Annotated in this window: 18 protein-coding genes; 14 read left to right on the top strand and 4 right to left on the bottom strand. The window is 62.8% G+C overall.

Translation table 11 applies throughout. The features are described from left to right. Positions 1 to 126: 126 nt before the first annotated feature. The gene (locus PMA3_RS11200; protein ID WP_064677209.1) at positions 127 to 1,533 is read right to left on the bottom strand and encodes a purine-cytosine permease family protein; all 1,407 of its coding nucleotides are present in this window, start codon (positions 1,531 to 1,533) and stop codon (positions 127 to 129) included. 325 nt (positions 1,534 to 1,858) lie between these two features. Here PMA3_RS11200 and PMA3_RS11195 point away from each other — a divergent pair, with 325 nt between their 5' ends. From PMA3_RS11195 to PMA3_RS11180, 5 genes are all read left to right on the top strand, one after another. Further along, positions 1,859 to 2,344 (top strand): flavin reductase family protein, encoded by a 486-nt coding sequence (locus PMA3_RS11195; RefSeq protein WP_064677208.1) that lies wholly within the window; start codon positions 1,859 to 1,861, stop codon positions 2,342 to 2,344. 177 nt (positions 2,345 to 2,521) lie between these two features. Then, positions 2,522 to 3,565 carry an LLM class flavin-dependent oxidoreductase gene (locus PMA3_RS11190; protein ID WP_064677207.1) on the top strand — a complete coding sequence of 348 codons (1,044 nt, stop codon included), beginning with the start codon at positions 2,522 to 2,524 and terminating at the stop codon, positions 3,563 to 3,565. A gap of 63 nt (positions 3,566 to 3,628) precedes the next feature. After that, entirely contained in the window at positions 3,629 to 3,781 is a 153-nt protein-coding gene (locus PMA3_RS32815) for a hypothetical protein (RefSeq protein ID WP_167355118.1), read from the top strand. A gap of 91 nt (positions 3,782 to 3,872) precedes the next feature. Continuing rightward, entirely contained in the window at positions 3,873 to 4,550 is a 678-nt protein-coding gene (locus tag PMA3_RS11185; RefSeq protein ID WP_064677206.1) for a cysteine hydrolase family protein, read from the top strand. 5 nt (positions 4,551 to 4,555) lie between these two features. Beyond that, positions 4,556 to 5,917, top strand: a complete 1,362-nt coding sequence (locus tag PMA3_RS11180; protein ID WP_064677205.1) for a purine-cytosine permease family protein — start codon at positions 4,556 to 4,558, stop codon at positions 5,915 to 5,917. 96 nt (positions 5,918 to 6,013) lie between these two features. Here PMA3_RS11180 and PMA3_RS11175 read toward each other — a convergent pair whose 3' ends face one another. From PMA3_RS11175 to PMA3_RS11165, 3 genes are read right to left on the bottom strand one after another with little or no spacing between them, the layout of a single operon-like run. Further along, on the bottom strand, positions 6,014 to 6,763 hold the full coding sequence (locus PMA3_RS11175) for a PAS domain-containing protein (protein ID WP_064677204.1): 750 nt from the start codon (positions 6,761 to 6,763) through the stop codon (positions 6,014 to 6,016). Further along, positions 6,764 to 7,435: a response regulator gene (locus PMA3_RS11170; RefSeq protein ID WP_064677203.1), complete on the bottom strand. Its 672-nt coding sequence runs from the start codon at positions 7,433 to 7,435 to the stop codon at positions 6,764 to 6,766. Further along, positions 7,404 to 8,549, bottom strand: coding sequence for an ATP-binding protein (locus PMA3_RS11165; protein WP_237140709.1), 1,146 nt, complete (start codon positions 8,547 to 8,549; stop codon positions 7,404 to 7,406). Before PMA3_RS11165 ends, PMA3_RS11170 begins: the two co-directional genes overlap by 32 nt. Positions 8,550 to 8,774: 225 nt before the next feature. Between PMA3_RS11165 and PMA3_RS11160 the strand changes: the two genes are divergently transcribed. The 9 genes from PMA3_RS11160 to PMA3_RS11120 all read left to right on the top strand — a co-directional run bounded on the left by PMA3_RS11160 (position 8,775) and on the right by PMA3_RS11120 (position 19,938). Further along, positions 8,775 to 9,287, top strand: coding sequence for a dimethylamine monooxygenase subunit DmmA family protein (locus PMA3_RS11160; protein ID WP_064677201.1), 513 nt, complete (start codon positions 8,775 to 8,777; stop codon positions 9,285 to 9,287). Next, positions 9,284 to 10,213: a PDR/VanB family oxidoreductase gene (locus tag PMA3_RS11155; RefSeq protein WP_064677200.1), complete on the top strand. Its 930-nt coding sequence runs from the start codon at positions 9,284 to 9,286 to the stop codon at positions 10,211 to 10,213. The genes PMA3_RS11160 and PMA3_RS11155 overlap by 4 nt, the downstream gene beginning before the upstream one ends. 9 nt (positions 10,214 to 10,222) lie before the next feature. Then, positions 10,223 to 11,239, top strand: coding sequence for a heme-dependent oxidative N-demethylase family protein (locus PMA3_RS11150; protein ID WP_064677199.1), 1,017 nt, complete (start codon positions 10,223 to 10,225; stop codon positions 11,237 to 11,239). Between the two features lie 34 nt (positions 11,240 to 11,273). Then, positions 11,274 to 12,404 carry an aminomethyl transferase family protein gene (locus PMA3_RS11145; RefSeq protein ID WP_064677198.1) on the top strand — a complete coding sequence of 377 codons (1,131 nt, stop codon included), beginning with the start codon at positions 11,274 to 11,276 and terminating at the stop codon, positions 12,402 to 12,404. A 33-nt stretch (positions 12,405 to 12,437) separates the two neighbouring features. After that, the gene (purU, locus tag PMA3_RS11140; protein WP_064677197.1) at positions 12,438 to 13,304 is read left to right on the top strand and encodes a formyltetrahydrofolate deformylase; all 867 of its coding nucleotides are present in this window, start codon (positions 12,438 to 12,440) and stop codon (positions 13,302 to 13,304) included. Between the two features lie 39 nt (positions 13,305 to 13,343). Beyond that, positions 13,344 to 14,711 (top strand): NAD(P)-binding domain-containing protein, encoded by a 1,368-nt coding sequence (locus PMA3_RS11135; protein WP_064677196.1) that lies wholly within the window; start codon positions 13,344 to 13,346, stop codon positions 14,709 to 14,711. Between the two features lie 15 nt (positions 14,712 to 14,726). After that, positions 14,727 to 17,069, top strand: a complete 2,343-nt coding sequence (locus PMA3_RS11130; RefSeq protein WP_064677195.1) for a trimethylamine N-oxide demethylase — start codon at positions 14,727 to 14,729, stop codon at positions 17,067 to 17,069. A gap of 169 nt (positions 17,070 to 17,238) precedes the next feature. Continuing rightward, a complete protein-coding gene (locus PMA3_RS11125; protein WP_064677194.1) occupies positions 17,239 to 18,918 on the top strand; it encodes an APC family permease in 1,680 nt (559 codons plus the stop codon). A gap of 87 nt (positions 18,919 to 19,005) precedes the next feature. Beyond that, positions 19,006 to 19,938 carry a bifunctional 5,10-methylenetetrahydrofolate dehydrogenase/5,10-methenyltetrahydrofolate cyclohydrolase gene (locus tag PMA3_RS11120; RefSeq protein WP_064677193.1) on the top strand — a complete coding sequence of 311 codons (933 nt, stop codon included), beginning with the start codon at positions 19,006 to 19,008 and terminating at the stop codon, positions 19,936 to 19,938. Positions 19,939 to 20,011 lie beyond the last annotated feature (73 nt).

Raw genomic sequence — 20,011 nt, 5'->3', positions numbered from 1 at the left:
CGAAAGGGGCAAGAGCGCTTGGTTACTTGGCGCTTTTCCAAGTGACCCGCCGTAAGGGCGGAACCCTAAGTCGCCATGACCGCAAAAACGGATATGTACTCGGTCAGCAAAACAGCCAAGGTTCGATCAGTCGGTATAACCGAGTCTGGCGGCCTTGAGATCTTGAGCCTGCCCACGCGTCGCCAGGCAGTAGTAAAGCGGACAAGTCACAACCAACCCCACCAGCCACGACAAGTCAGCCCCTTCGATCAAATTGGCATAGGGCCCGACATACAACGACGTATTGGCAAACGGCAACTGCACGATAATCCCAATGAAATACGCCACGATCGCATGCAGATTGAACCGCCCGTAAATCCCCCCATCCGCACGAAAGATCGAGGCAATGTCATAGCTGCCGCGCTTGATCAGGTAGAAATCAATCAGGTTGATCGAAGCCCAAGGCACCAGCACCAACAGCAGCGCCAGAATCAAACCGATGAACTGCGAAATGAAGTCCGCCGAAGCGCCCAGCGCCACCACGCAGCAGCCCGCCAGCACCACGCTCGACAACACCACCCGCACCTTGATGCTCGGCGTCCACTGGCTGGCGAAGGTCTGGATCGAGGTGATGATCGACAGCACCGCGCCATACAGATTCAAGGCGTTGTGGCTGATGATATTGAGCAGGAACAGCACCATCAGAATCGGCCCCAGCCAGCCGGTGGACTGCTTGACCGCAGCCATCGCCTCGGTGCCTTCCGGGGTCGCCAGCACCGCCACCGCGCCGAAGGTAAACGACAGGATGGTGCCCAGGGTCGCGCCCAGGTAAGTGGCCCAGAACGGCTTGGCAATGCCGATATCCGCCGGCAGGTAGCGCGAGTAGTCCGACACATAGGGCGAGAAACTGATCTGCCAGATGATCCCCAACGACACCGTCGCCAGCCAGCCGGACAGGTTGAAACCGCCGCGACTGAAGAAGTCCGCCGGCAAGTCATGGGCGAAGATGTAGAAGAACCCGGCGAGCAAGGCGCTGCCCATGACCCAGGTGCCGATGCGGTTGAGGATGTGGATGAAGCGGTAGCCGATCACCCCGATCGCCGTAGCGCTCAAGGCGCCGATGAGGATGCTCGCCGGTACCGGCACCGACGGCGCGATGCCGACGATCGATTTACCAGCGAGGACGATGTTGGAGATGAAAAAACCGATATAGATCAGCGCGGCAAAGAACACGATCAGCAGCGCGCCATAACGGCCGAACTGACCGCGGCTCTGCACCATCTGCGGAATCCCCATCCGCGGGCCCTGGGCCGACGCCAGGGCGATCACCAGGCCGCCGATCATATGGCCGAGCGCAATCGCCAGCAGCCCCCAGAACAGATCAAGGTGGAACACCTGAACCACCATGGCGCCGGTGACGATGGGCAGCGGTGCAATGTTGGTGCTGAACCATAGCGTGAATAGATCGCGGGCCTTCCCGTGGCGCTCTGCGAGTGGGACGTAATCGACCGTGTGATTCTCGATCAGGGGGTCTTGCCGGGACGTCTGGGACATATGAATGAACTCGAGTTTGTCTGATCTTATAGTTGTACGAAGCCAAACCGGGGGAGCTCTACGGCAACCCCTCAGATGCCGACCATATTATGGTATTCCAAACTTTGCACAAGGCTGATCCGCACTTTAATCGGGCATCTGATGTGCAATTCTGCTGGATGACCGCAAGCGCTTTCTGGCGTAAAGCCCCGTAATTGCTGGCTTTAGCACATGACGCTCACGTTTATCGGCTCGTGGAAAAAGCCCTTGCAAACTATGTATTACGGTATACCATCAGACCTACAAGCACATAAAAACCCGCACCACACCGCCAGAGGACCGTCCCATGATCGATGCCGCCATCTACAAACAAGTGATGGGTTCGTTTCCGTCCGGCGTGACCGTGATCACCACGCTCGATGACGACGGCCAGATCGTCGGCCTGACCGCCAGCGCCTTCAGTTCGCTGTCGATGGACCCGGCCCTGGTGCTGTTCTGCCCCAACTACAGTTCCGACTCCTACCCCGTATTGATCAAGAACAAACGCTTTGCCATCCACGTCCTGTCCGGCGGCCAGCAGAGCGAGGCCTATGCCTTCGCGCGCAAAGGCAAGGACAAGGCCCAGGGCATCGAATGGACCTTGAGCGAGTTGGGCAACCCGATCCTGGCTAACGCCACGGCGGTCATCGAGTGCGAACTGTGGCGCGAATATGAAGGCGGCGACCACGCGATCATGGTCGGCGCGGTGAAGAACCTGATAGTGCCCCGGCACAACGCCGGCCCGCTGGTGTACTGCCACGGCAAGATGGGCGCCCTGCCCGTTCTGGCCTGACTGTGATGAGAGGGCTTGCCTGTCGCAAGCCCTCTCGCCACAGGTTCTATTTTTGACTTACTGACACCAGAACCGTCTAGCCAAGAAACATTTTGCCGTCTCTTCGTATTATGGTATACCAATAACCAACAGGCCCGCAGTCGACCGGCCGACAACAAAAGATCCGAGGTAAGCGTCATGAAGTTTTCCCTGTTCGTGCACATGGAACGTTGGGACGAAAGCGTCAGCCACCGTCAGCTGTTCGAAGACTTGACCGAACTGACCCTGATGGCCGAGGCCGGTGGTTTCAGCACCGTCTGGATCGGCGAACACCACGCCATGGAATACACCATTTCGCCGAGCCCGATGCCGCTGCTGGCCTACCTGGCCGCCAAGACCACCACCATTCACCTGGGCGCCGGCACCATCATCGCGCCGTTCTGGCACCCGCTGCGGGTCGCCGGCGAATGTGCCCTGCTCGACGTGATCAGTAACGGTCGCATGGAAGTCGGCCTGGCCCGCGGCGCCTACCAGGTGGAGTTCGACCGCATGGCCGGTGGCATGCCGGCGTCCTCCGGTGGTCAGGCCCTGCGGGAAATGGTTCCGGTGGTTCGCGCGTTGTGGCAAGGCGATTACGCCCACGACGGCGATATCTGGAAATTCCCGACGTCCACCAGCGTACCCAAGCCGATCCAGAAGCCCAACCCGCCGATGTGGATCGCCGCCCGCGACCCGGATTCCCACAACTTCGCGGTAGCCAACGGCTGCAACGTCATGGTCACGCCGCTGATGAAAGGCGACGAAGAAGTCCTCGACCTGAAGAACAAGTTCCAGACCGCCCTGGACAACAACCCGGACGTGCCGCGCCCGCAATTGATGGTGCTGCGTCACACCCACGTCCACGCGGTCGACGATCCCGAGGGCTGGAAAGTCGGGGCCAAGGCCATCTCCCGTTTCTACCGCACCTTCGACGCCTGGTTCGGCAACAAGACGACGCCCGTCAACGGCTTCCTGGAACCGAGCCCGGAAGAGAAGTTCGCCGAGCGTCCGGAGTTCCAGCTGGACAGCCTGCACAGGACCGCGATGATCGGCACCCCGGAAGAAATCATCCCGCGCATCAAGTACTACCAGGAACTGGGGGTCGACGAGTTCAGCTTCTGGTGCGATAACAGCCTGCCCCACGCGGAAAAGAAAAAATCCCTGGAGCTGTTCATCAAACACGTGGTCCCGGCGTTCCGCTAAGTCCACCTACCGGCCCCCTGGACGCGAAGCCAGGGGGTTGATTGACGTGCAGGGTCGATTCCGATGCTCAATGGTCGTCTCCCATCACTCACCCTTTCCCCCGGCGCCGAGCAGGCTTACCTGCGCGGCGAATGGACCGCTTCGCATATCCACCTCAAGCGCCTGCGCGCCAGCGTCTCTGCCAAACAGAACGGTTTCTGGCAAATAGTTCACTGAGCTCACCCGAACTGGAATTGACGCACCCGCGCCTCGTCATCACGAGGCGTGCCCGGTGCATTGTGCTTCGACCCATGATCAGGTTTGCTCAATGAACAATAACAACGCGCTGTTGATCATCGACATGCAGCAAGAGGACGGCTTCGTCCTGGAAAATCTCGACACGGTGGTGACTCATACCGCCGCCCTGCTCGAGTCCGCCCGCCTCCGGCAGATCCCTGTCGTCTACACCCGCCACATCAATCAGGCCGACGGCAGTGATTTGCCCCGCGGCGAACCGCGCGCGGCCGATGGCAGCCCGAGCAGCTATCGCGCCGGCACCCGACAAGTGGAAATCATCGAGCGCCTGGCACCGCGACCCGATGAGCTCGTCGTCGACAAGGGCCGTTACAGCGCCTTCCACCGCACCGACCTGGACAATCAACTCAAGGCGCTCGGGGTCGAGACCCTGATCGTCTGCGGCGTGTTGACCGATGTCTGCGTACTCGGCACGGTGTTCGATGCCTTCGCCCTGGGTTATCGCATTCGCCTGGTCAGCGACGCCTGCACCACGACCACACAGGCCGGGCACTACTCGGCGCTGTTGATCATGACCAACTGGGTCTACGCCCTGGAGATCCTCACCGGCGTGCAATGCCTGCGCGCCCTCGAAGGTGAAGACTACCTGAGCCTGATCCCCGGGCAGCCGGACGAATTCGCCTACCAGCCCCACGAACTGGAAAGCACCATCGCCCGTTTGCAAACCCGCCTCGTCCGGACTCAGGAGTGATCGCCATGCAAGTCGAAAAACGCAGCATCGATTTCATTCCCGAGGCCGAGCGCCACGGCCAACCCGGTTCGCTGTTCTTCATCTGGTTCGGCGCCAACATGAACATCACCACCATCGCCTCCGGCGTACTGCCGGTGGTCATGGGGCTGAACCTGTTCTGGAGTGCGCTGGCGATTATCATCGGCTCGCTCGTGGGGGCGATTTTCATGGCCTCCCACTCCGCCCAGGGACCGAAGCTCGGCATTCCGCAAATGATCCAGAGCCGGGCGCAATTCGGTGTGCTGGGGGCGGTGTTGCCGCTGCTGTTCGTCATGCTGATCTACCTGGGATTCTTCGTCAGCAATACCTTGCTCGCCGCCCAGGCCATGGAGTCCGTCAGCCCGCTGCCGGCCACCGGTAATATCTACCTGATCGGTGCGCTGTGCTTCGTCGTCGCGCTCTTCGGTTATCGCCTGATCCATCGCCTGCAGAAGCTGTTGTCGCTGCTTTCGCTGTTGGTGTTCGTCGCCGCCACGCTGCTCGCGTTGCAACTGCCGATCCCCGCCGAGCAATGGCTGCCAACGGGCTTCTCGTTATCGAAGTTCCTGGTGGCGGTGAGCATTGCCGTGACCTGGCAACTGTCCTATGCGCCTTATGTGGCCGACTATTCGCGCTATCTGCCGAGCAGCACGCCGACCGCCAAGGTGTTCTGGTACAGCTATGCCGGCACCGTCAGCGGCGGTGCATGGATGATGATTCTGGGGGCGATGCTCAGCGTCGGCATCGCCGATTTCTCCAGTAACGTCGGCAGTCATGTCGCCGGGTTGTTCGGCAGTGGCGCGGTCTTGCTGTTCTTCTTCATCCTTTACGGCCAGGTGTCGATCAACGTCTTCAACCTGTATGGCGCCTTCATGTCGACCATCACCGTGATCGAACCCTTTGCCCGGCTCAAGGTGACGCCGCGGGTGCGCGGCCTGTTCATGCTGGTGATCAGCCTGGTGGCCACAGCGCTGTGCACCATCAGCCAGGACGACTTCATCAGCTTTTTCCTCAATTTCATTTTCTTCATGAGCTACTTCCTGATCCCCTGGACGGCGATCAATCTGGTGGACTACTACTGCCTGCGCAAAGGCCAGTACCGGATCGCCGATATCTTCGACCTGGACGGGATCTACGGGCGCGTCAACTGGATTGCCTGCGGCAGTTTCCTGCTGGCGATCGCCGTGGAAATTCCGTTCATGAACACTACATTTTATGTCGGCCCCATCGCTACTGCGCTGGACGGCGTGGACCTGGCCTGGCTGGTCGGGCTGCTGGTGCCGGCTATCAGTTACTACGGGCTGATGAAGCTCGGCAAGCGCGCCCAGGGGGTTGGCGAACTGTCGTGATCACCGCCTGAACCTCTACTACACCGGGTGCAATGCCCACAATGCAACCTGAGGCCCGCGCCCCCCCTGTCACCAGGGGGCAAGCCGCCCCCGTCACTAGCGGCGGGGGCTGCGTTCGAAAATCGCGCCTTCGATACCCAGCACTTCCCGAGTGTCGGCATAGATCCCGACGCCTTTTTCCCAGACATGCTTGATCGACTGATCGGCGCAACGAATCCGGTAATCGAGTTCGAACGGTTCCTGTCGCGACAAGGCATATTGCACCTCGCGCCAGACGTAATCGGCATCCTGCGCCAGGATCAGGCTGTTGTAGGTGAACTCATGGTTGTCCACCAGCCGTTCCGGGGGATAACCGGTCAGTTGCAGGCAGCCGGCACTGACGAATTCCATGGTCCAGTCGCGGTTGTTGCGACCGCGATAGATCAGCCCGGGCATGCTGTCCAACAGGCTCATGCTGCTGCGCTGGCTGGCCTGCAAGGCGATCTCGCGGCGTTTGTGCGCGGTAATGTCCCCGGCCACCAGATAGAAACCTTGAGCGCCGCGCCTGAGGCTGACGTCGAACCAGCGCAGTTCCCCCGAAGGGTGGACGAAACGCAGCCGCTGGTTGAAGCAGGTCTCGGGGCGCCGGCGCAGTTCATGCAGGGCCTGGCGCCACAATGAACGGTCTTCGTGGTGCACGTAATCGACGAGATTACGCTCCGGCCCCGGCCGATCCATCAGCTCGACCCAGGCCAGGTTGAAGTGGGCGATCTGCCCGTTATCCCGCAGTTCCAGCAGCGCCGCCGGAAAGCGATCCATCAGGTGCAAGGACGATGCCCGCACACATGCCTCAGGCCGATCCATCATCTAATGCCGCTCCTCGTGTCGCACGGACGCGCCGTTGTGGACCCACGCTGCCAGCTCCAGGCGCGAGTGCAGGCCAAGCTTCTGCAACAGATTGCGCACATAGATCTTGACCGTGCCATCGCTGATCCCCAGTTCCCGGGCGATCTGTTTATTGCTCATGCCGGCTGCGATCAGGGCCAGGGTCTGGCCCTCGCGTTCGGTCAGGTTGCCGGTGTCCAGCGGATCCGGATCCTGTGGCGGCCGGTGCGCCGACTCCCGTTGATCGGCCAGCAGGGCCACCAGGGTCGAATCCAGGACGATCGCGCCCTTGTGGCAGTTGCGCATGTAGGCCAACAACGCATCGGGCTCGGTTTCCTTGAGCACATAGCCGCTGGCCCCCAGGCGCAGGGCCGTCAACAGCTCGGCGCGATCCATCGACGCGGTGAGCACCACCACCTGGCAATCGAGGCGCAACTGCCGCAGTTCATCGAGCACCTGCAAGCCGCTCAAGCCAGGCATGTGCAGATCCAGCAGCACCTGCTGCGGCGCCAGGCTCACGGCCAGGTTGATGCCTTCGCGGCCACTGGCGGCCTGCCCCACCACTTCGAAGTCATCGCTGGCGCCGAACAGCTGCGCCAGGCCCTTGCGAAACAGCGGGTGATCATCGATCAGTAATAAGGTCGTGCAGTCCATCGAAACTCCCCTGTGGCTGGTCCTGGTGGTGGCAAAGGCCAAGGTGTACGCGAACCCCGTGCGGGCGGATCGCTTCAATGGTCAGCCGGGCGCCGATGCTCGCGGCGCGCTCGCGGATAATCGCCAGGCCGAAATGGTTGTCCTCCCCCGACGCCGGGCTCAGGCCGATGCCGTCATCCTCCACGGATACCGCGATATCGCCGTCCTGGCTTTGCCGCAATTCGATGCGCACATGCCTCGCATGGGAATGGCGCACCGCATTGGCCAGTGCCTCGCGAATGATCTGCAGGATCTGCAGTTCGGTTTCCGGGCCCAAGGCATCGTCGGCGAGGCGATTGTCCAGTTCGAAAACGATGATGCAGCGCCGCGAGAACTCGGCGACGGAGTCGGCCAGGGCCTGACGCAGCGAGCGCCCGTCCATGGTCAGGCGCGCGCTGGTGATCAGCTCGCGCACCTGGCGTTGCAGCTGGCTCAGGCCGCCGCACAATTCCTGCAACACGGCAGTAGCGTGCGCAGGCGTGCCCGGTTGCGTGCGTAGCAAGTGCGCCTGGAACGCCAGGTAACCCAACTGCTGCGCCACCGAATCGTGCAGTTCACGGGCCAGGGCACCGTGCTGGAATGTGGCCTGTTTGCGCTGTTGCTCCCGGTTGTGGCAGCGCAAGCGTACGGTGACGCCGACCGCCTGCGCCGCCTCCTCCAGCAATGGACGCCAGCTGGCGTGAATCGGTCGTGGGCTATCGAGCAACAATACCCCCTTGCCCGGATCGTCACCGGGCGATAAGGCACACAGCAGGCGATGCACGCCCCGCTGCCGGCAAGGGCCACAGACTTGAGCCGTATCCGTCAGTGCCCCGTCACGCCAGGGACAGCGTTCCACGCCCTTGCAGCCCTCAAGCGATGCACGCCGTGCCGGCCCCAGGTCTTCGCCGCCCAGGATCAGATTCAGCCTGCAGCCGGGCAGCAGTGCGTCGAAACGGTCCAGAAAAGTCGCCAAGGCACCGTCAGCGTGCATTTGGCTCAGGGGCAACCCGGCCAACAACCTGCGCACGCTGCGTGCCTGATCGGGGCGGATACGCCCCCACCAGAGCGGCCACCACTGCGGTCGTGTTCGCACTCTCGATAACTCCCCCGTCCGGCTGCTCAGCCCTGAACCGGGAGAGCAGCAACTTCCATGCCCCGAACCGGTGTCGCGCACGGCTTATCTCCAAAGACATAGCCCTTTTTCCGGATTGTGAAGATTTTCCCCATAGGAAAGTATCTTCCCCAACAGGAAACAAATTCTCTGTCCAACGCCACCTTCTCGCCTTTCGACAGGCGCGGATCAGCCAGGAAAGCCCACATGACGGATAAACACAGCGCCGCCCCGGACCGACTTCACAGCCTCCCGCGCTATCGCCAGCCACTACCCCGCGATACCGCCACCCGGCACCTTGTGGTCATGCAATCGGCGGCGGCCTGCGCCCCCGTTGTCGGCGCCCTTGAACAGCCCCTGGTGCTCAATGGCGAGAACGCCGACTTCACCCCGCGCCTGCATCAGATGCTGGGCAGTGCCACCGTCGGCAGCCAGCTCTACATCATGGGCGACGAGGCCTTTATCTGGCGGATCCATGGCGAGGCCCGCAGCGCCGGGCTGGAAGATGATGAGATCGACATCATCCGCACGCTTGCCGGCCCGCGCCTGGTGTATTGCGTGCACTGCGGCCTGACCCAGGCTGCCGTGCCGGAGCCGCTGGTGACCTGCATCGGTTGCGCGGTCGGGCTGGAAGTCCGCGAGCACTTTTCCAGGCGCCTGGGGGCATACCTGGGCGTCTGCACCAACCCCGACCAGCCTTACGCCGGAGCCCGGCCATGAGCGCAGTCCTTGAGGTGCAGGTCAGCGCGGCGAGAATGCTCAGCCCGGTGGTACGCGAATTCACCCTGCAATCATGCGCCGGACCCTTGCCAGGTTTTTCCCCCGGCAGTCATGTGCAGGTTCACCTGCCGCTGGCGACGGGCAAGGTGCGCAATGCCTATTCACTGACCGGCGACCCGGCGCACAGCCAGCACTACCGCATTGCCGTCCGCCTGCAGGACGTCTCCCGCGGCGGCTCGCACTACCTGCATCGCCAGGTCCGGGTCGGCGACAGGCTGCAGATCTCGCCGCCGGCCAATCTGTTTGCCCTGCACTCGACCGCCAGCCTGCACATCCTGATCGCCGGGGGCATTGGCATCACACCGTTCATGGCCTACATCGCGGCCCTGGAACAACGCCTGGCCCACTTCGAATTGCACTACCTGTTTCGCCCGGGGCTGAGCGATGCCTACGTCGATGAGTTGCAACAGCGACTGGGTTCGCGATTGCACACCTACGGCAGTCGCCCGGACCTGGGCCGGATCCTGCGCGACCGGCCGCTGGGCAGCCATGTGTACACCTGCGGCCCGCCACCGTTGCTCGACGCGGTACGGCAACAGGCCACGGCCCTCGGCTGGCCACCCGGGAGGGTGCATTGGGAAGCCTTCAATGGCGCACAACCGGGCCAGGCCTTCGACGTCGAACTGCTGCGCAGCGGCCGCCGCCTGCGGGTCGGGGCCGAACAAAGCCTGCTCGAAACCCTGGAATCGGCCGGCCTGCAGATCCCCAACCTGTGCCGTGGCGGCGTCTGCGGCCAATGCATGACCCGCCACCGGGGCGGCGACATCGAACACCGCGACAACTTCCTCAGCCCCGCCGAACAGGACGGCTTTCTCATGCCCTGTGTCTCTCGCGGCCGCGGCCAATGCGTTTCGCTGGATCTTTAGGAGTCGACCATGACCATTCAAGCAAACCCCGTGCAGAGCTATCGAGACGACTTCAGTTTTCGCAACAGCCCCACGGCCATCCGCCGTTTCCCATTCCCCTTCACCGAGGACAGCTACCTGTATTCGGTGAACATCGAACCGGCAAGGTCCCGGGATCCCGGCTCGATTTACCAGCACGGGTTCGACATCGACGAACATTACCGTTCGGAAATGGCCGAGCGCGCCCTGGTGCTGGACAAGGACCCGCGCCGCTACCTGGTGATGCCGCATATGCAGGTAGCCGCCTGGGATGCACTGCAGATGCTCATGGAACACCTCGCCGCCGACTATCCGCAGTGGTTCAGCCTTGAGCGTGTGGGTGACGACTGGCACTGGCGCAACCAGCTGCTGGATATCGATCAGCGCTTCGTGTTTGGTGATGCCACGAGCCTGCCCTGCGAGCCGCTGGAGTTCATCGGTCGCCAGGTGCAGGGGGATTTCGCCCTGCTCGATCAACGCGACGGCGATCTGTACATGGACGCCGGCCTGGTCACCTGCCCGGCCGACTGGTCACTGGCCTTCGACGCCGGCATGAGTTTCAAGCAGTGGCATTCGCCGGTGCCGATGGCCCACCAGATGGGTGTGTTCGACCGCGCGCTGAAGTACCTGCTCAACCTGCAGGCGGGGCAGCCGGTACGGCGCCTGAACTGGACGCTGACCATCAACCCGCGCCTGGATTCTTCCCCCGAGACCTTCCATGAATGGGGCGCCGACCGCGGCCGCATCACCGCCGACAACGTCGGGCAACAGGTGCATCTGCGGGTCGAGTTGCAAGTGATGGCCCGCCTGCCGCGCAGCAATGCGGTGATGTTCAGCATCCGCACCTACCTGATCAGCATGGACGAGCTGGTCACCCAGCCCGGCTGGGGCTGCCGCCTGCACCGAGTGCTGCGCGACCTGCCCGGGCCGATCGCCGACTACAAGGGTATGAGCCGTTACCGACAGACCCTGGTCGAGTGGCTGAGCCGCTTCGATCCGCAAGCCTGACCCCTACCCACTTTCCCCCGACAAGGATCTTCACATGACCCATTCATGGCGTATTTCTGCGCTGGCCGAACGGCACCGCGCACTCGGCTCGAACCTCGAAGACTGGAACGGCATGGGCACGGCCTGGACCTACAGCAGCGACCTGGCCGATCACCATCAGGCGATCCGCACCCGCGCCGGGCTGATGGATGTGTCCGGGCTGAAGAAAGTCCACTACGTCGGCCCCCATGCCGAGAGCCTGCTGCAATGGGCCACCACCCGCGACATCGCCAAGCTTTACCCCGGCAAGTCGGTGTACGCCTCGATGCTCGACGAGGACGGCAAGTTCGTCGATGACTGCATCGTCTATCGCACCGGGCCCAACGCGTTCATGGTGGTGCACGGGGCCGGCAGCGGTCACGAAATGCTGGTGCGTTCAGCCCAGGGACGCCAAGTGGCCGTGCTGTTCGATGACGACCTGCACGACCTGTCGCTGCAAGGCCCGCTGGCGGTGGATTTTCTCGCCGAGCACGTCCCCGGGATCCGTCAGCTGCCCTATTTCCATCACCTGCAAACCCGCCTGTTCGACCGCCCGGTGATGATCTCGCGCACCGGCTACACCGGCGAACGCGGCTACGAGATTTTCTGCAAGGCCGCCGATGCGCCGGCGCTGTGGGACAGCATTCTCGAACAGGGCGCGAGCCTGGGCATCATCCCCTGCGCCTTCACCGCCCTGGACTGGTTGCGGGTGGAAAGTTCGCTGATGTTTTTCCCCTACGACAATTCGCAGATGTACCCCTTCGCCGACCAGAAGGCCGGCGACACCCTGTGGGAAATGGGCCTGGATTTCACCGTCTCCCCGGACAAGCGCGAATTCCGCGGCGCCGAGGAGCACTTTCGCCTGCGCGGCCAGGAGCGCTTCAGGATCACCGGCGTGTTGCTCGACGGCGTACGCGCCGCCGAAGCCGGCGACACCCTGTGGCAGGGCGACCGGCAAGTCGGGGTGATCACCTGCGGCATGTATTCGCGCCTGAGCAAACGCTCCATGGCCATCGCCCGGATGAGCCTTGCCTGCGCGCTTCCCGGCATAGCCCTGCAGGTGCGCGGCAGCCTGGAAAGCGCCGCCGTGACCCACGCCCTGCCCTTCGACGACCCGGAAAAAACCAAGCGCACAGCCAAGGGCTGAGCCGCCCCTTCACTTGCAATCAGGGAACCTTCAATGGACACCTCCAACGAACATTACATCCTCAAGATCAACTGCCCGGCAGCGTCCGGCATCGTCGCCGCGATCACCACATGCCTGGCCCGGCAGCAGTGCTACATCAGCGAACTGGCGCAATTCGACGACGAGTTCACCGGGCAGTTTTTCATGCGCGCGGTGTTCCGCTTCAACACCGGCGTGACCGGCGATATCGGTGCCCTGCGCGAGGATCTGGGCGACCTGGCCGGCGGCTTCGACATGCAGTGGCAACTGTTCTGCAGCAGCCAGCCGACCCGGGTGCTGCTGATGGTCAGCAAGTTCGACCATTGCCTGACCGACCTGCTGTACCGCCATCGCAAGGGCGAGATGGACATGCACATCACCGCCGTGGTCTCCAACCACCTGGACCTGCGCGCCATGGCCGAACGCGAAGGTATCCGCTTCATCTACCTGCCGATCACCAAGGACAGCAAGGCCGGCCAGGAAGCCGAATTGATGCGCATCGTCGAGGACACCCGGACCGACCTGGTGGTACTCGCCCGCTATATGCAGATTCTCTCCGATGGCTTGTGCCAGCAGTTGTCCGGGCGGGCGATCAACATCCATCACTCGTTCCTGCCCGGTTTCAAGGGGGCCAAGCCCTATCACCAAGCCTACGACCGTGGCGTGAAGCTGATCGGCGCCACCGCCCACTACGTCACCTCGGACCTCGACGAGGGGCCGATCATCGAGCAGGAAATCCAGCGCGTCGACCACACCCACCTGCCCGATTCGCTGGTTGCCATCGGCCGTGACACCGAAACCGTGGCGCTTTCCAAAGCCCTGAAATACCACTTGGAACACCGGGTATTCATCAACCAGGACAAGACGGTGATTTTTCGCTGAGCGAGCCTTTTTTCCGATTCACAGCCACGAGAAACGACCATGACCACACGTGTAGCAATCATCGGCGCCGGCCCTTGCGGCATGGCTCAACTGCGGGCATTTCAATCGACCAGGGACCAGGGAACGCCCATCCCGGAACTGGTCTGCTATGAAAAACAGCAAGACTGGGGTGGCATGTGGAATTACACCTGGCGCACCGGCCTGGATGAACACGGCGAACCGGTGCACGGCAGCATGTACCGCTATTTGTGGTCGAACGGCCCGAAGGAATGCCTGGAGTTCGCCGACTACACCTTCGAAGAACATTTCGGTCGCCCCATCGGCTCCTACCCGCCCCGGGAGGTGCTGTGGGACTACATCAAGGGCCGCGTCGAAAAAGCCGGGGTTCGCGACTACATCCGTTTCAACAATGTGGTGCGCCAGGTGACCTTTGACGAAGAGACTCGCCGCTTCACGGTGGTCGCCCACGACCACGGCAGCGATACCCGGACCTCGGAAGAGTTCGACTATGTGATCAACGCCTGCGGGCACTTTTCGACACCGAAGTTGCCGTACTTCCCCGGATTCGAGCAGTTCGGCGGGCGCATCCTGCACGCCCATGATTTCCGCGAGGCGCTGGAGTTCAAGGGCAAGGACCTGCTGATCGTCGGCAGCAGCTATTCCGCCGAAGACATCGGCTCGCAGTGCTACAAGTATGGCGCCCGCAGCATCACCAGCTGCTACCGCACCGCCCCCATGGGCTATGACTGGCCCGCCAACTGGGAAGAAAAACCGCTGTTGCAGCGCCTGGAAAAAAACCGCGCGTACTTTATCGACGGCACCCACAAGCACATCGATGCGGTGATCCTGTGCACCGGCTACAAACACCACTTCCCCTTCCTGCCGGACGAACTGTGCCTCAAGACTGACAACCGGCTATGGCCGATGAACCTGTACAAGGGCATTTTCTGGGAGCCCAACCCGCAACTGATCTACCTCGGCATGCAGGACCAGTGGTACTCGTTCAACATGTTCGACGCCCAGGCCTGGTACGCCCGCGACGTGATCCTCGGACGCATCCAGCTGCCGAGCCAGGCCGAGATGATCGCCGACAGCCTGCAATGGCACACACGGGAACAGACACTGGAAACCAACCAGCAAATGTTTGAATTCCAGGGCGCCTACATCCAGCAGCTGGTGGACGCCACCGATTACCCGAACTTCGATATCGCCGCGGTCAACGACACCTTCCTGCACTGGAAGCACGACAAGGCCCACGACATCATGGGTTACCGCGACAAGTCCTATCGCTCGCTGATGACCGGCACCCAGTCGCCGCCCCACCACACGCCTTGGCTGCATGCCCTTGACGACTCCATGGCGGCGTACCTCGCCGGACCGCCGATGTCCGTCAAGTCGATCGGTTGACCCGGGAGCCTCGCCATGAACGCACCTCGTGTTTCCCGCCCGCGGGAGCCCGGACTCTTTGCCCGGCCCCCGGCCCTGGAGCGCTATCAGGTGGCCGCCGGCGGCCTGACCCTTGTCGAGCTGCAGCCCGGCGACAGCCTGCAAGTGATCGACCTCGAAGGCCGCCAACCTTGCCATTTGCTGGCCATGGACAGGCTCGGGCGCAGCGCCCTGGCCGCCTGGGCGCTAAGCGGTTCGACGGCCTGCGGGTTTATCGGCGCACGGCTCGCCGAACCGACCTTGCAGTCGCGCCGCATTGGCGATGCGCTGATCCGACGCGCGATTGATCCACGACACCTACCCAGCGCCGCCTCACTCTGGGACGAGGACAGCCCCGCCGATTTCAGTCGCCGCTTCGTCGCCAGCGATGAGCTACTCGTGATCGTCGCGGCACCCGCCGGATTGACCGCCGTCGACCGGCAATACCGGCCCAGCGAACTCAGGTTATGGGTGACTCGGGCCAATCCCTCGCCGCTGCTGCTCCCCGTGTTGCCCGAACCCTTGGGCGAGCTACTCGACGAGTTCACCCTCGGTGCCGGCACCGCCCACAGTTACGCCGTCGGCAAAGGTCAGTATGTACAGGTGCTGGATGTCGCCGGGCGCCAGTGCTCCGACTTCGTCGCCCTGGATCGACGGGCACTGGATCGCGGCCTGGAGCTGGACCTGGACCAGACCGTCACCCGCACGCTGAACGGCAGCGCCTACCCGGCACCGGGTCTGTTTTCGAAGTTTTTCGACCGGCGGATGCAACCGATGCTCGAGGTGGTGCGTGACACCGTCGGCCGCCACGATTCCTTCGCCCTGGCCTGCGCCGCACGCTACTACGAGAGCCATGGCTACTTCGGGCACGACAACTGCAGCGACAACCTCAGCCAGGTGCTTTCGCCCCATGGGGTGAAGGCCCGCAATGGCTGGCCGGCGATCAACTTCTTCTTCAATACCGGGATCGACGCGCACCAGCAGATGACCCTGGATGAACCCTGGTCGCGTCCAGGCGATTACGTGCTGCTGCGGGCCATGACCGACCTGCTGTGCGCCAGCACCTCGTGCCCGGATGACATCGACCCGGCCAATGGCTGGAACCCGAGCGATATCCATGTCCGCATCTACAGCGAAAAGGAGCGTTTTTCCATCGCCATGAGCACTCGAACCACGGCCGATGCCGACCCGATCCTTACCCGTGAGTCCGCGTTCCACTCACGCACCCGCGCCTTGACCGGCACCTTCGTCGACTACCGCAACTGGTGGCTGCCACTGCGTTATGACGGCTATGGCGCGATCGAGGAATACCTGGGTTGCCGCGAACGGGTGGCGGTGATGGACCTGACCGCCCTGCGCAAATTCGAAATCATCGGCCCCGACGCCGAAGCCTTGTTGCAGTACTGCCTGACCCGCGATGTGCGGCGCCTGGCAGTGGGGCAAGTGGTGTACTCGGCGATGTGCCACGAGCACGGCGGCATGCTCGACGACGGCACTTTGCTGCGCCTGGGCGCGGACAATTTTCGCTGGATCTGCGGCGAAGACTACGCCGGGGTCTGGCTGCGCGAGCAGGCGCACAAGCTCGGCATGAAAGTCTGGGTCAAGTCCGCCAGCGAACAGATCCACAACCTCGCGGTGCAAGGCCCGATGAGTCGTGAGCTGCTCAAGCAGATGGTCTGGACCGCGCCTGATCAGCCGAGCCTGGAAAGCCTGGGCTGGTTCCGTTTTCTGGTGGGTCGCCTGGACGGTTACGACGGTTGCCCGCTGATGATCTCGCGCACCGGCTACACCGGCGAGCTGGGTTACGAAGTCTGGTGCCAGCCCGAGGATGCCGGGCGAGTCTGGGACCGGATCTGGGCCCTGGGCCAACCCTTGGGCCTGGTGCCGCTGGGCCTGGAAGCGCTGGACATGCTGCGCATCGAAGCCGGGCTGATCTTTGCCGGCTACGAGTTCAGCGACCAGACCGATCCGTTCGAGGCCGGTATCGGTTTCAGCGTACCGCTGAAGAGCAAGACCGATGATTTCATCGGTCGCGAGGCCCTGCTGCGGCGCAGCGCTCATCCGGCCCACAAGCTGGTGGGCCTGCAATTGAGTGGCAATGAAGGCGCCCACCACGGTGACCCGGTGTACCGCGGCCGGGCCCAGGTCGGGGTCATCACCAGTGCCTGCCGCTCGCCACTGCTGGCCAGCAACATCGCGTTGTGCCGGGTCGACGTGGCCTGTGCCGACGTCGGCACGGTGTTGGATATCGGCAAAGTCGACGGCCTGCAGAAGCGCATCAGCGCCACGGTCACCGCCCCGATTTTCTACGACCCGGACAAGAGCCGGGTACGCAGTTGATCGGCTTCACACTCACTGTTTCCTGCCCATACCCACACCTGTAGGAGCGAGCTTGCTCGCGAAAAACGTTAACGATTACCCCGTTTTTCTGGCTAATCGCGGTGTTTTTATGTTCATCGCGAGCAAGCTTCCTACAGGACTCGTTCGACTCAAACATGGGAATACGAAGATGGAAGCGACTACGTTCGAGGCCGTACCCCAGGCCGCCGGTTCAATGGGCAGCCTGCAGCGCAAGATCGACTGGCGCGGGGCGTTCTGGGTCGCCAGTGGCGTGCCCGCCCTGGTGCTGTTCTCTATCGGCGCGATTGCCGCCACGGTCGGCAAACCGGCCTGGATCGTCTGGATCGTGTCGATCCTGTTCGGTTTTATCCAGGCTTTCACCTACGCCGAAATCGCCGGGCTGTTCCCGCACAAGTCCGGCGGAGCCTCGGTCTATGGTGCCGTCGCCTGGGTGCGCTACAGCAAGTTGATCGCACCGGTGTCGGTGTGGTGCAACTGGCTGGCCTGGTCGCCCGTGCTGTCGATCGGTTCAGGGCTGGCGGCCGGTTACATCCTCACCGCGCTGTTTCCCGCCGATGCACTGATCAACACCTGGCAACTGACCTTGCTCGACCTGGGCTGGATCAAGAGCGGCCTGTCGCTGCGGATCAACGCGACGTTCGCCATCGGCCTGCTGATCCTGCTGACCGTGTTCGCCGTGCAGCATGGCGGCATCCTACGCTCGGCACGCCTGACCCTGGTGCTCGGCGTGACCTCGCTGATTCCCTTGCTGCTGGTGGGCGTAGTGCCCTTGTTCACCGGGGATGCGGCCCAGGCCAACTTCCTGCCGTTGTACCCCCTGGCCCATGACGCGGCCGGGCAAGTCATCGACGGCACCTGGGACATTTCCGGCTGGTCGCTGATGGCCGGCGGGCTGTTCATGGCCGCGTGGTCGACTTACGGGTTCGAAACGGCGGTGTGCTACACCCGGGAATTCAAGGACCCCAAGCGCGACACCTTCAAGGCGATCTTCTATGCCGGCCTGTTGTGCATCCTGGTGTTCACCCTGGTGCCCCTGGCCTTTCAGGGCAGTCTCGGTCTTGGCCAATTGGTGACACCGGCGGTGCTCGACGCCAGCGGCGCGGTGGTCACACCGGCGGTCTACAGCGGCCTGTTGTCGCCGGCGATCTACAGCGGCATGGGTGTCGGCCAGGTCATGGCGGACAGCATCGGCGGCGGCAAGCTGGTGGCGAATATCGTGCTGATCATGCTGGTGCTTGCCACCTTGCTGGCGATTATGACCTCGATGTCCGGCTCGTCCCGCACCCTGTACCAAGCGTCGGTGGACGGCTGGCTGCCCAAATACCTGGGCCGCACCAACGAACACGGCGCACCGACCGCCGCCATGTGGACCGACCTGTCGTTCAACCTGCTGCTGTTACTGATGTCCGACTACGTGTTCGTGCTCGCGGCCTCCAACGTCAGCTACATCATCTTCAACTTCCTCAACCTCAACGCCGGCTGGATCCATCGCCTGGACCGTCCGGACTGGGTACGCCCGTACAAGGCCCCCACCGTGCTGCTGGTGGCCGGCGGTGTACTGAGTTTCGTCAACCTGGCCTGCATGGGCCTGGGCGCCGATATCTGGGGCGCCGGAACCCTGATGACCGGCCTGCTGCTGGCGCTGTTGATCCTGCCGGTATTCTGCTACCGCCACTATGTGCAGGACCGCGGACGCTTCCCCGAAGCGATGCTCAGCGACCTGTATATCCAGGCCGATGCCGGTCGGAAACGCGCCGGCTGGTTGCCATATGCCACACTGATCGCGGGTGTTCTGGTGGTGTACGGCTGCCATCAACTGGTAGCCTGAACGCACTTGCCTGCAGGTCTCTGATGGATCATCGGGGCGCAACGACGCCCCGATGATCATTTCGCCCCTTTTTCAATCAAGACGACGGTGACACTTTTGATCAGCCCCCCCCCTGCACTCGCCCGCGATATCGACGGCAAAGCCATCTCCGCGCGGGTTCTCGACGAGGTTCGGGAAGAAGTCCTGGCCCTGGCCGAAGAACAGATTTATCCGGCCCTGGCCGTACTGCTCGTCGGTGAAGACCCGGCCAGCGAAGTCTATGTGCGCAACAAACTGCTACGGGCCAAGGAGGTCGGCATCCGATCCCTGGAGCACCGCCTGGCGGAAAATGCCAGCCAGAACGAGGTGCTGGAATTGATTGCGCAGTTGAACGCCGACGCCTCGGTGAACGGCATCCTGGTGCAGTTGCCCTTGCCGGCGCATATCGACGAGCAGGCGGTGATCCATGCCATTCACCCGATCAAGGACGTCGACGGTTTTCATCGGGAAAACGTCGGCGGCCTGGTGCAAGGCATCGAAGTCCTGACGCCCTGCACGCCCAGCGGCTGCATGCGGCTGCTGCGTGAAACCTGCGGTGACTTGAGCGGCTTGCACGCGGTGGTCATCGGCCGCTCGAACATCGTCGGCAAGCCAATGGCCACCCTGCTGCTGCAGGCCGACTGCTCGGTCAGCGTGGTGCACTCGCGCAGCGTCGATGCGCCGACGCTGTGCCGTATGGCGGACATCGTGGTTGCTGCGGTGGGTCGGCCGCATTTGATCGATGCCAGTTGGCTCAAGCCCGGGGCTGTGGTGATCGATGTCGGGATCAATCGGATTGCCGGCGAATCCGGCCCTCGTCTGGTGGGCGATGTCGATTACGCCAGCGCCCGCACCGTCGCCAGTGCAATCACGCCGGTGCCGGGCGGCGTCGGGCCGATGACGATTGCGTATCTGCTGAAGAACACCTTGATCGCCAGCCAGTTGCAGCGTGCCGTGCAGCTTGGCGGACCGCAGGTGGTGAGTGTGCCGGTGTCGGGGTGAGCTGGACGCTCTACATTAAAAAAAAACCCTGCCGGCAACGACAGGGTTTTTTTGCAAGCTCAAGAGTGATATC

Origin of the sequence: Pseudomonas silesiensis, from assembly GCF_001661075.1 — a bacterium.
Lineage (GTDB): Bacteria > Pseudomonadota > Gammaproteobacteria > Pseudomonadales > Pseudomonadaceae > Aquipseudomonas > Aquipseudomonas silesiensis.
This window is presented reverse-complemented; position numbering and strand designations above follow the sequence as displayed.

Bases quoted from the DNA above. Each gene is read 5' to 3' on its own strand.
- PMA3_RS11200 (WP_064677209.1), bottom strand. From the start codon at position 1,533: ATGTCCCAGACGTCCCGGCAAGACCCCCTGATCGAGAATCACACGGTC.
- PMA3_RS11195 (WP_064677208.1), top strand. From the start codon at position 1,859: ATGATCGATGCCGCCATCTACAAACAAGTGATGGGTTCGTTTCCGTCC.
- PMA3_RS11190 (WP_064677207.1), top strand. From the start codon at position 2,522: ATGAAGTTTTCCCTGTTCGTGCACATGGAACGTTGGGACGAAAGCGTC.
- PMA3_RS32815 (WP_167355118.1), top strand. From the start codon at position 3,629: ATGCTCAATGGTCGTCTCCCATCACTCACCCTTTCCCCCGGCGCCGAG.
- PMA3_RS11185 (WP_064677206.1), top strand. From the start codon at position 3,873: ATGAACAATAACAACGCGCTGTTGATCATCGACATGCAGCAAGAGGAC.
- PMA3_RS11180 (WP_064677205.1), top strand. From the start codon at position 4,556: ATGCAAGTCGAAAAACGCAGCATCGATTTCATTCCCGAGGCCGAGCGC.
- PMA3_RS11175 (WP_064677204.1), bottom strand. From the start codon at position 6,763: ATGATGGATCGGCCTGAGGCATGTGTGCGGGCATCGTCCTTGCACCTG.
- PMA3_RS11170 (WP_064677203.1), bottom strand. From the start codon at position 7,435: ATGGACTGCACGACCTTATTACTGATCGATGATCACCCGCTGTTTCGC.
- PMA3_RS11160 (WP_064677201.1), top strand. From the start codon at position 8,775: ATGACGGATAAACACAGCGCCGCCCCGGACCGACTTCACAGCCTCCCG.
- PMA3_RS11155 (WP_064677200.1), top strand. From the start codon at position 9,284: ATGAGCGCAGTCCTTGAGGTGCAGGTCAGCGCGGCGAGAATGCTCAGC.
- PMA3_RS11150 (WP_064677199.1), top strand. From the start codon at position 10,223: ATGACCATTCAAGCAAACCCCGTGCAGAGCTATCGAGACGACTTCAGT.
- PMA3_RS11145 (WP_064677198.1), top strand. From the start codon at position 11,274: ATGACCCATTCATGGCGTATTTCTGCGCTGGCCGAACGGCACCGCGCA.
- purU (WP_064677197.1), top strand. From the start codon at position 12,438: ATGGACACCTCCAACGAACATTACATCCTCAAGATCAACTGCCCGGCA.
- PMA3_RS11135 (WP_064677196.1), top strand. From the start codon at position 13,344: ATGACCACACGTGTAGCAATCATCGGCGCCGGCCCTTGCGGCATGGCT.
- PMA3_RS11130 (WP_064677195.1), top strand. From the start codon at position 14,727: ATGAACGCACCTCGTGTTTCCCGCCCGCGGGAGCCCGGACTCTTTGCC.
- PMA3_RS11125 (WP_064677194.1), top strand. From the start codon at position 17,239: ATGGAAGCGACTACGTTCGAGGCCGTACCCCAGGCCGCCGGTTCAATG.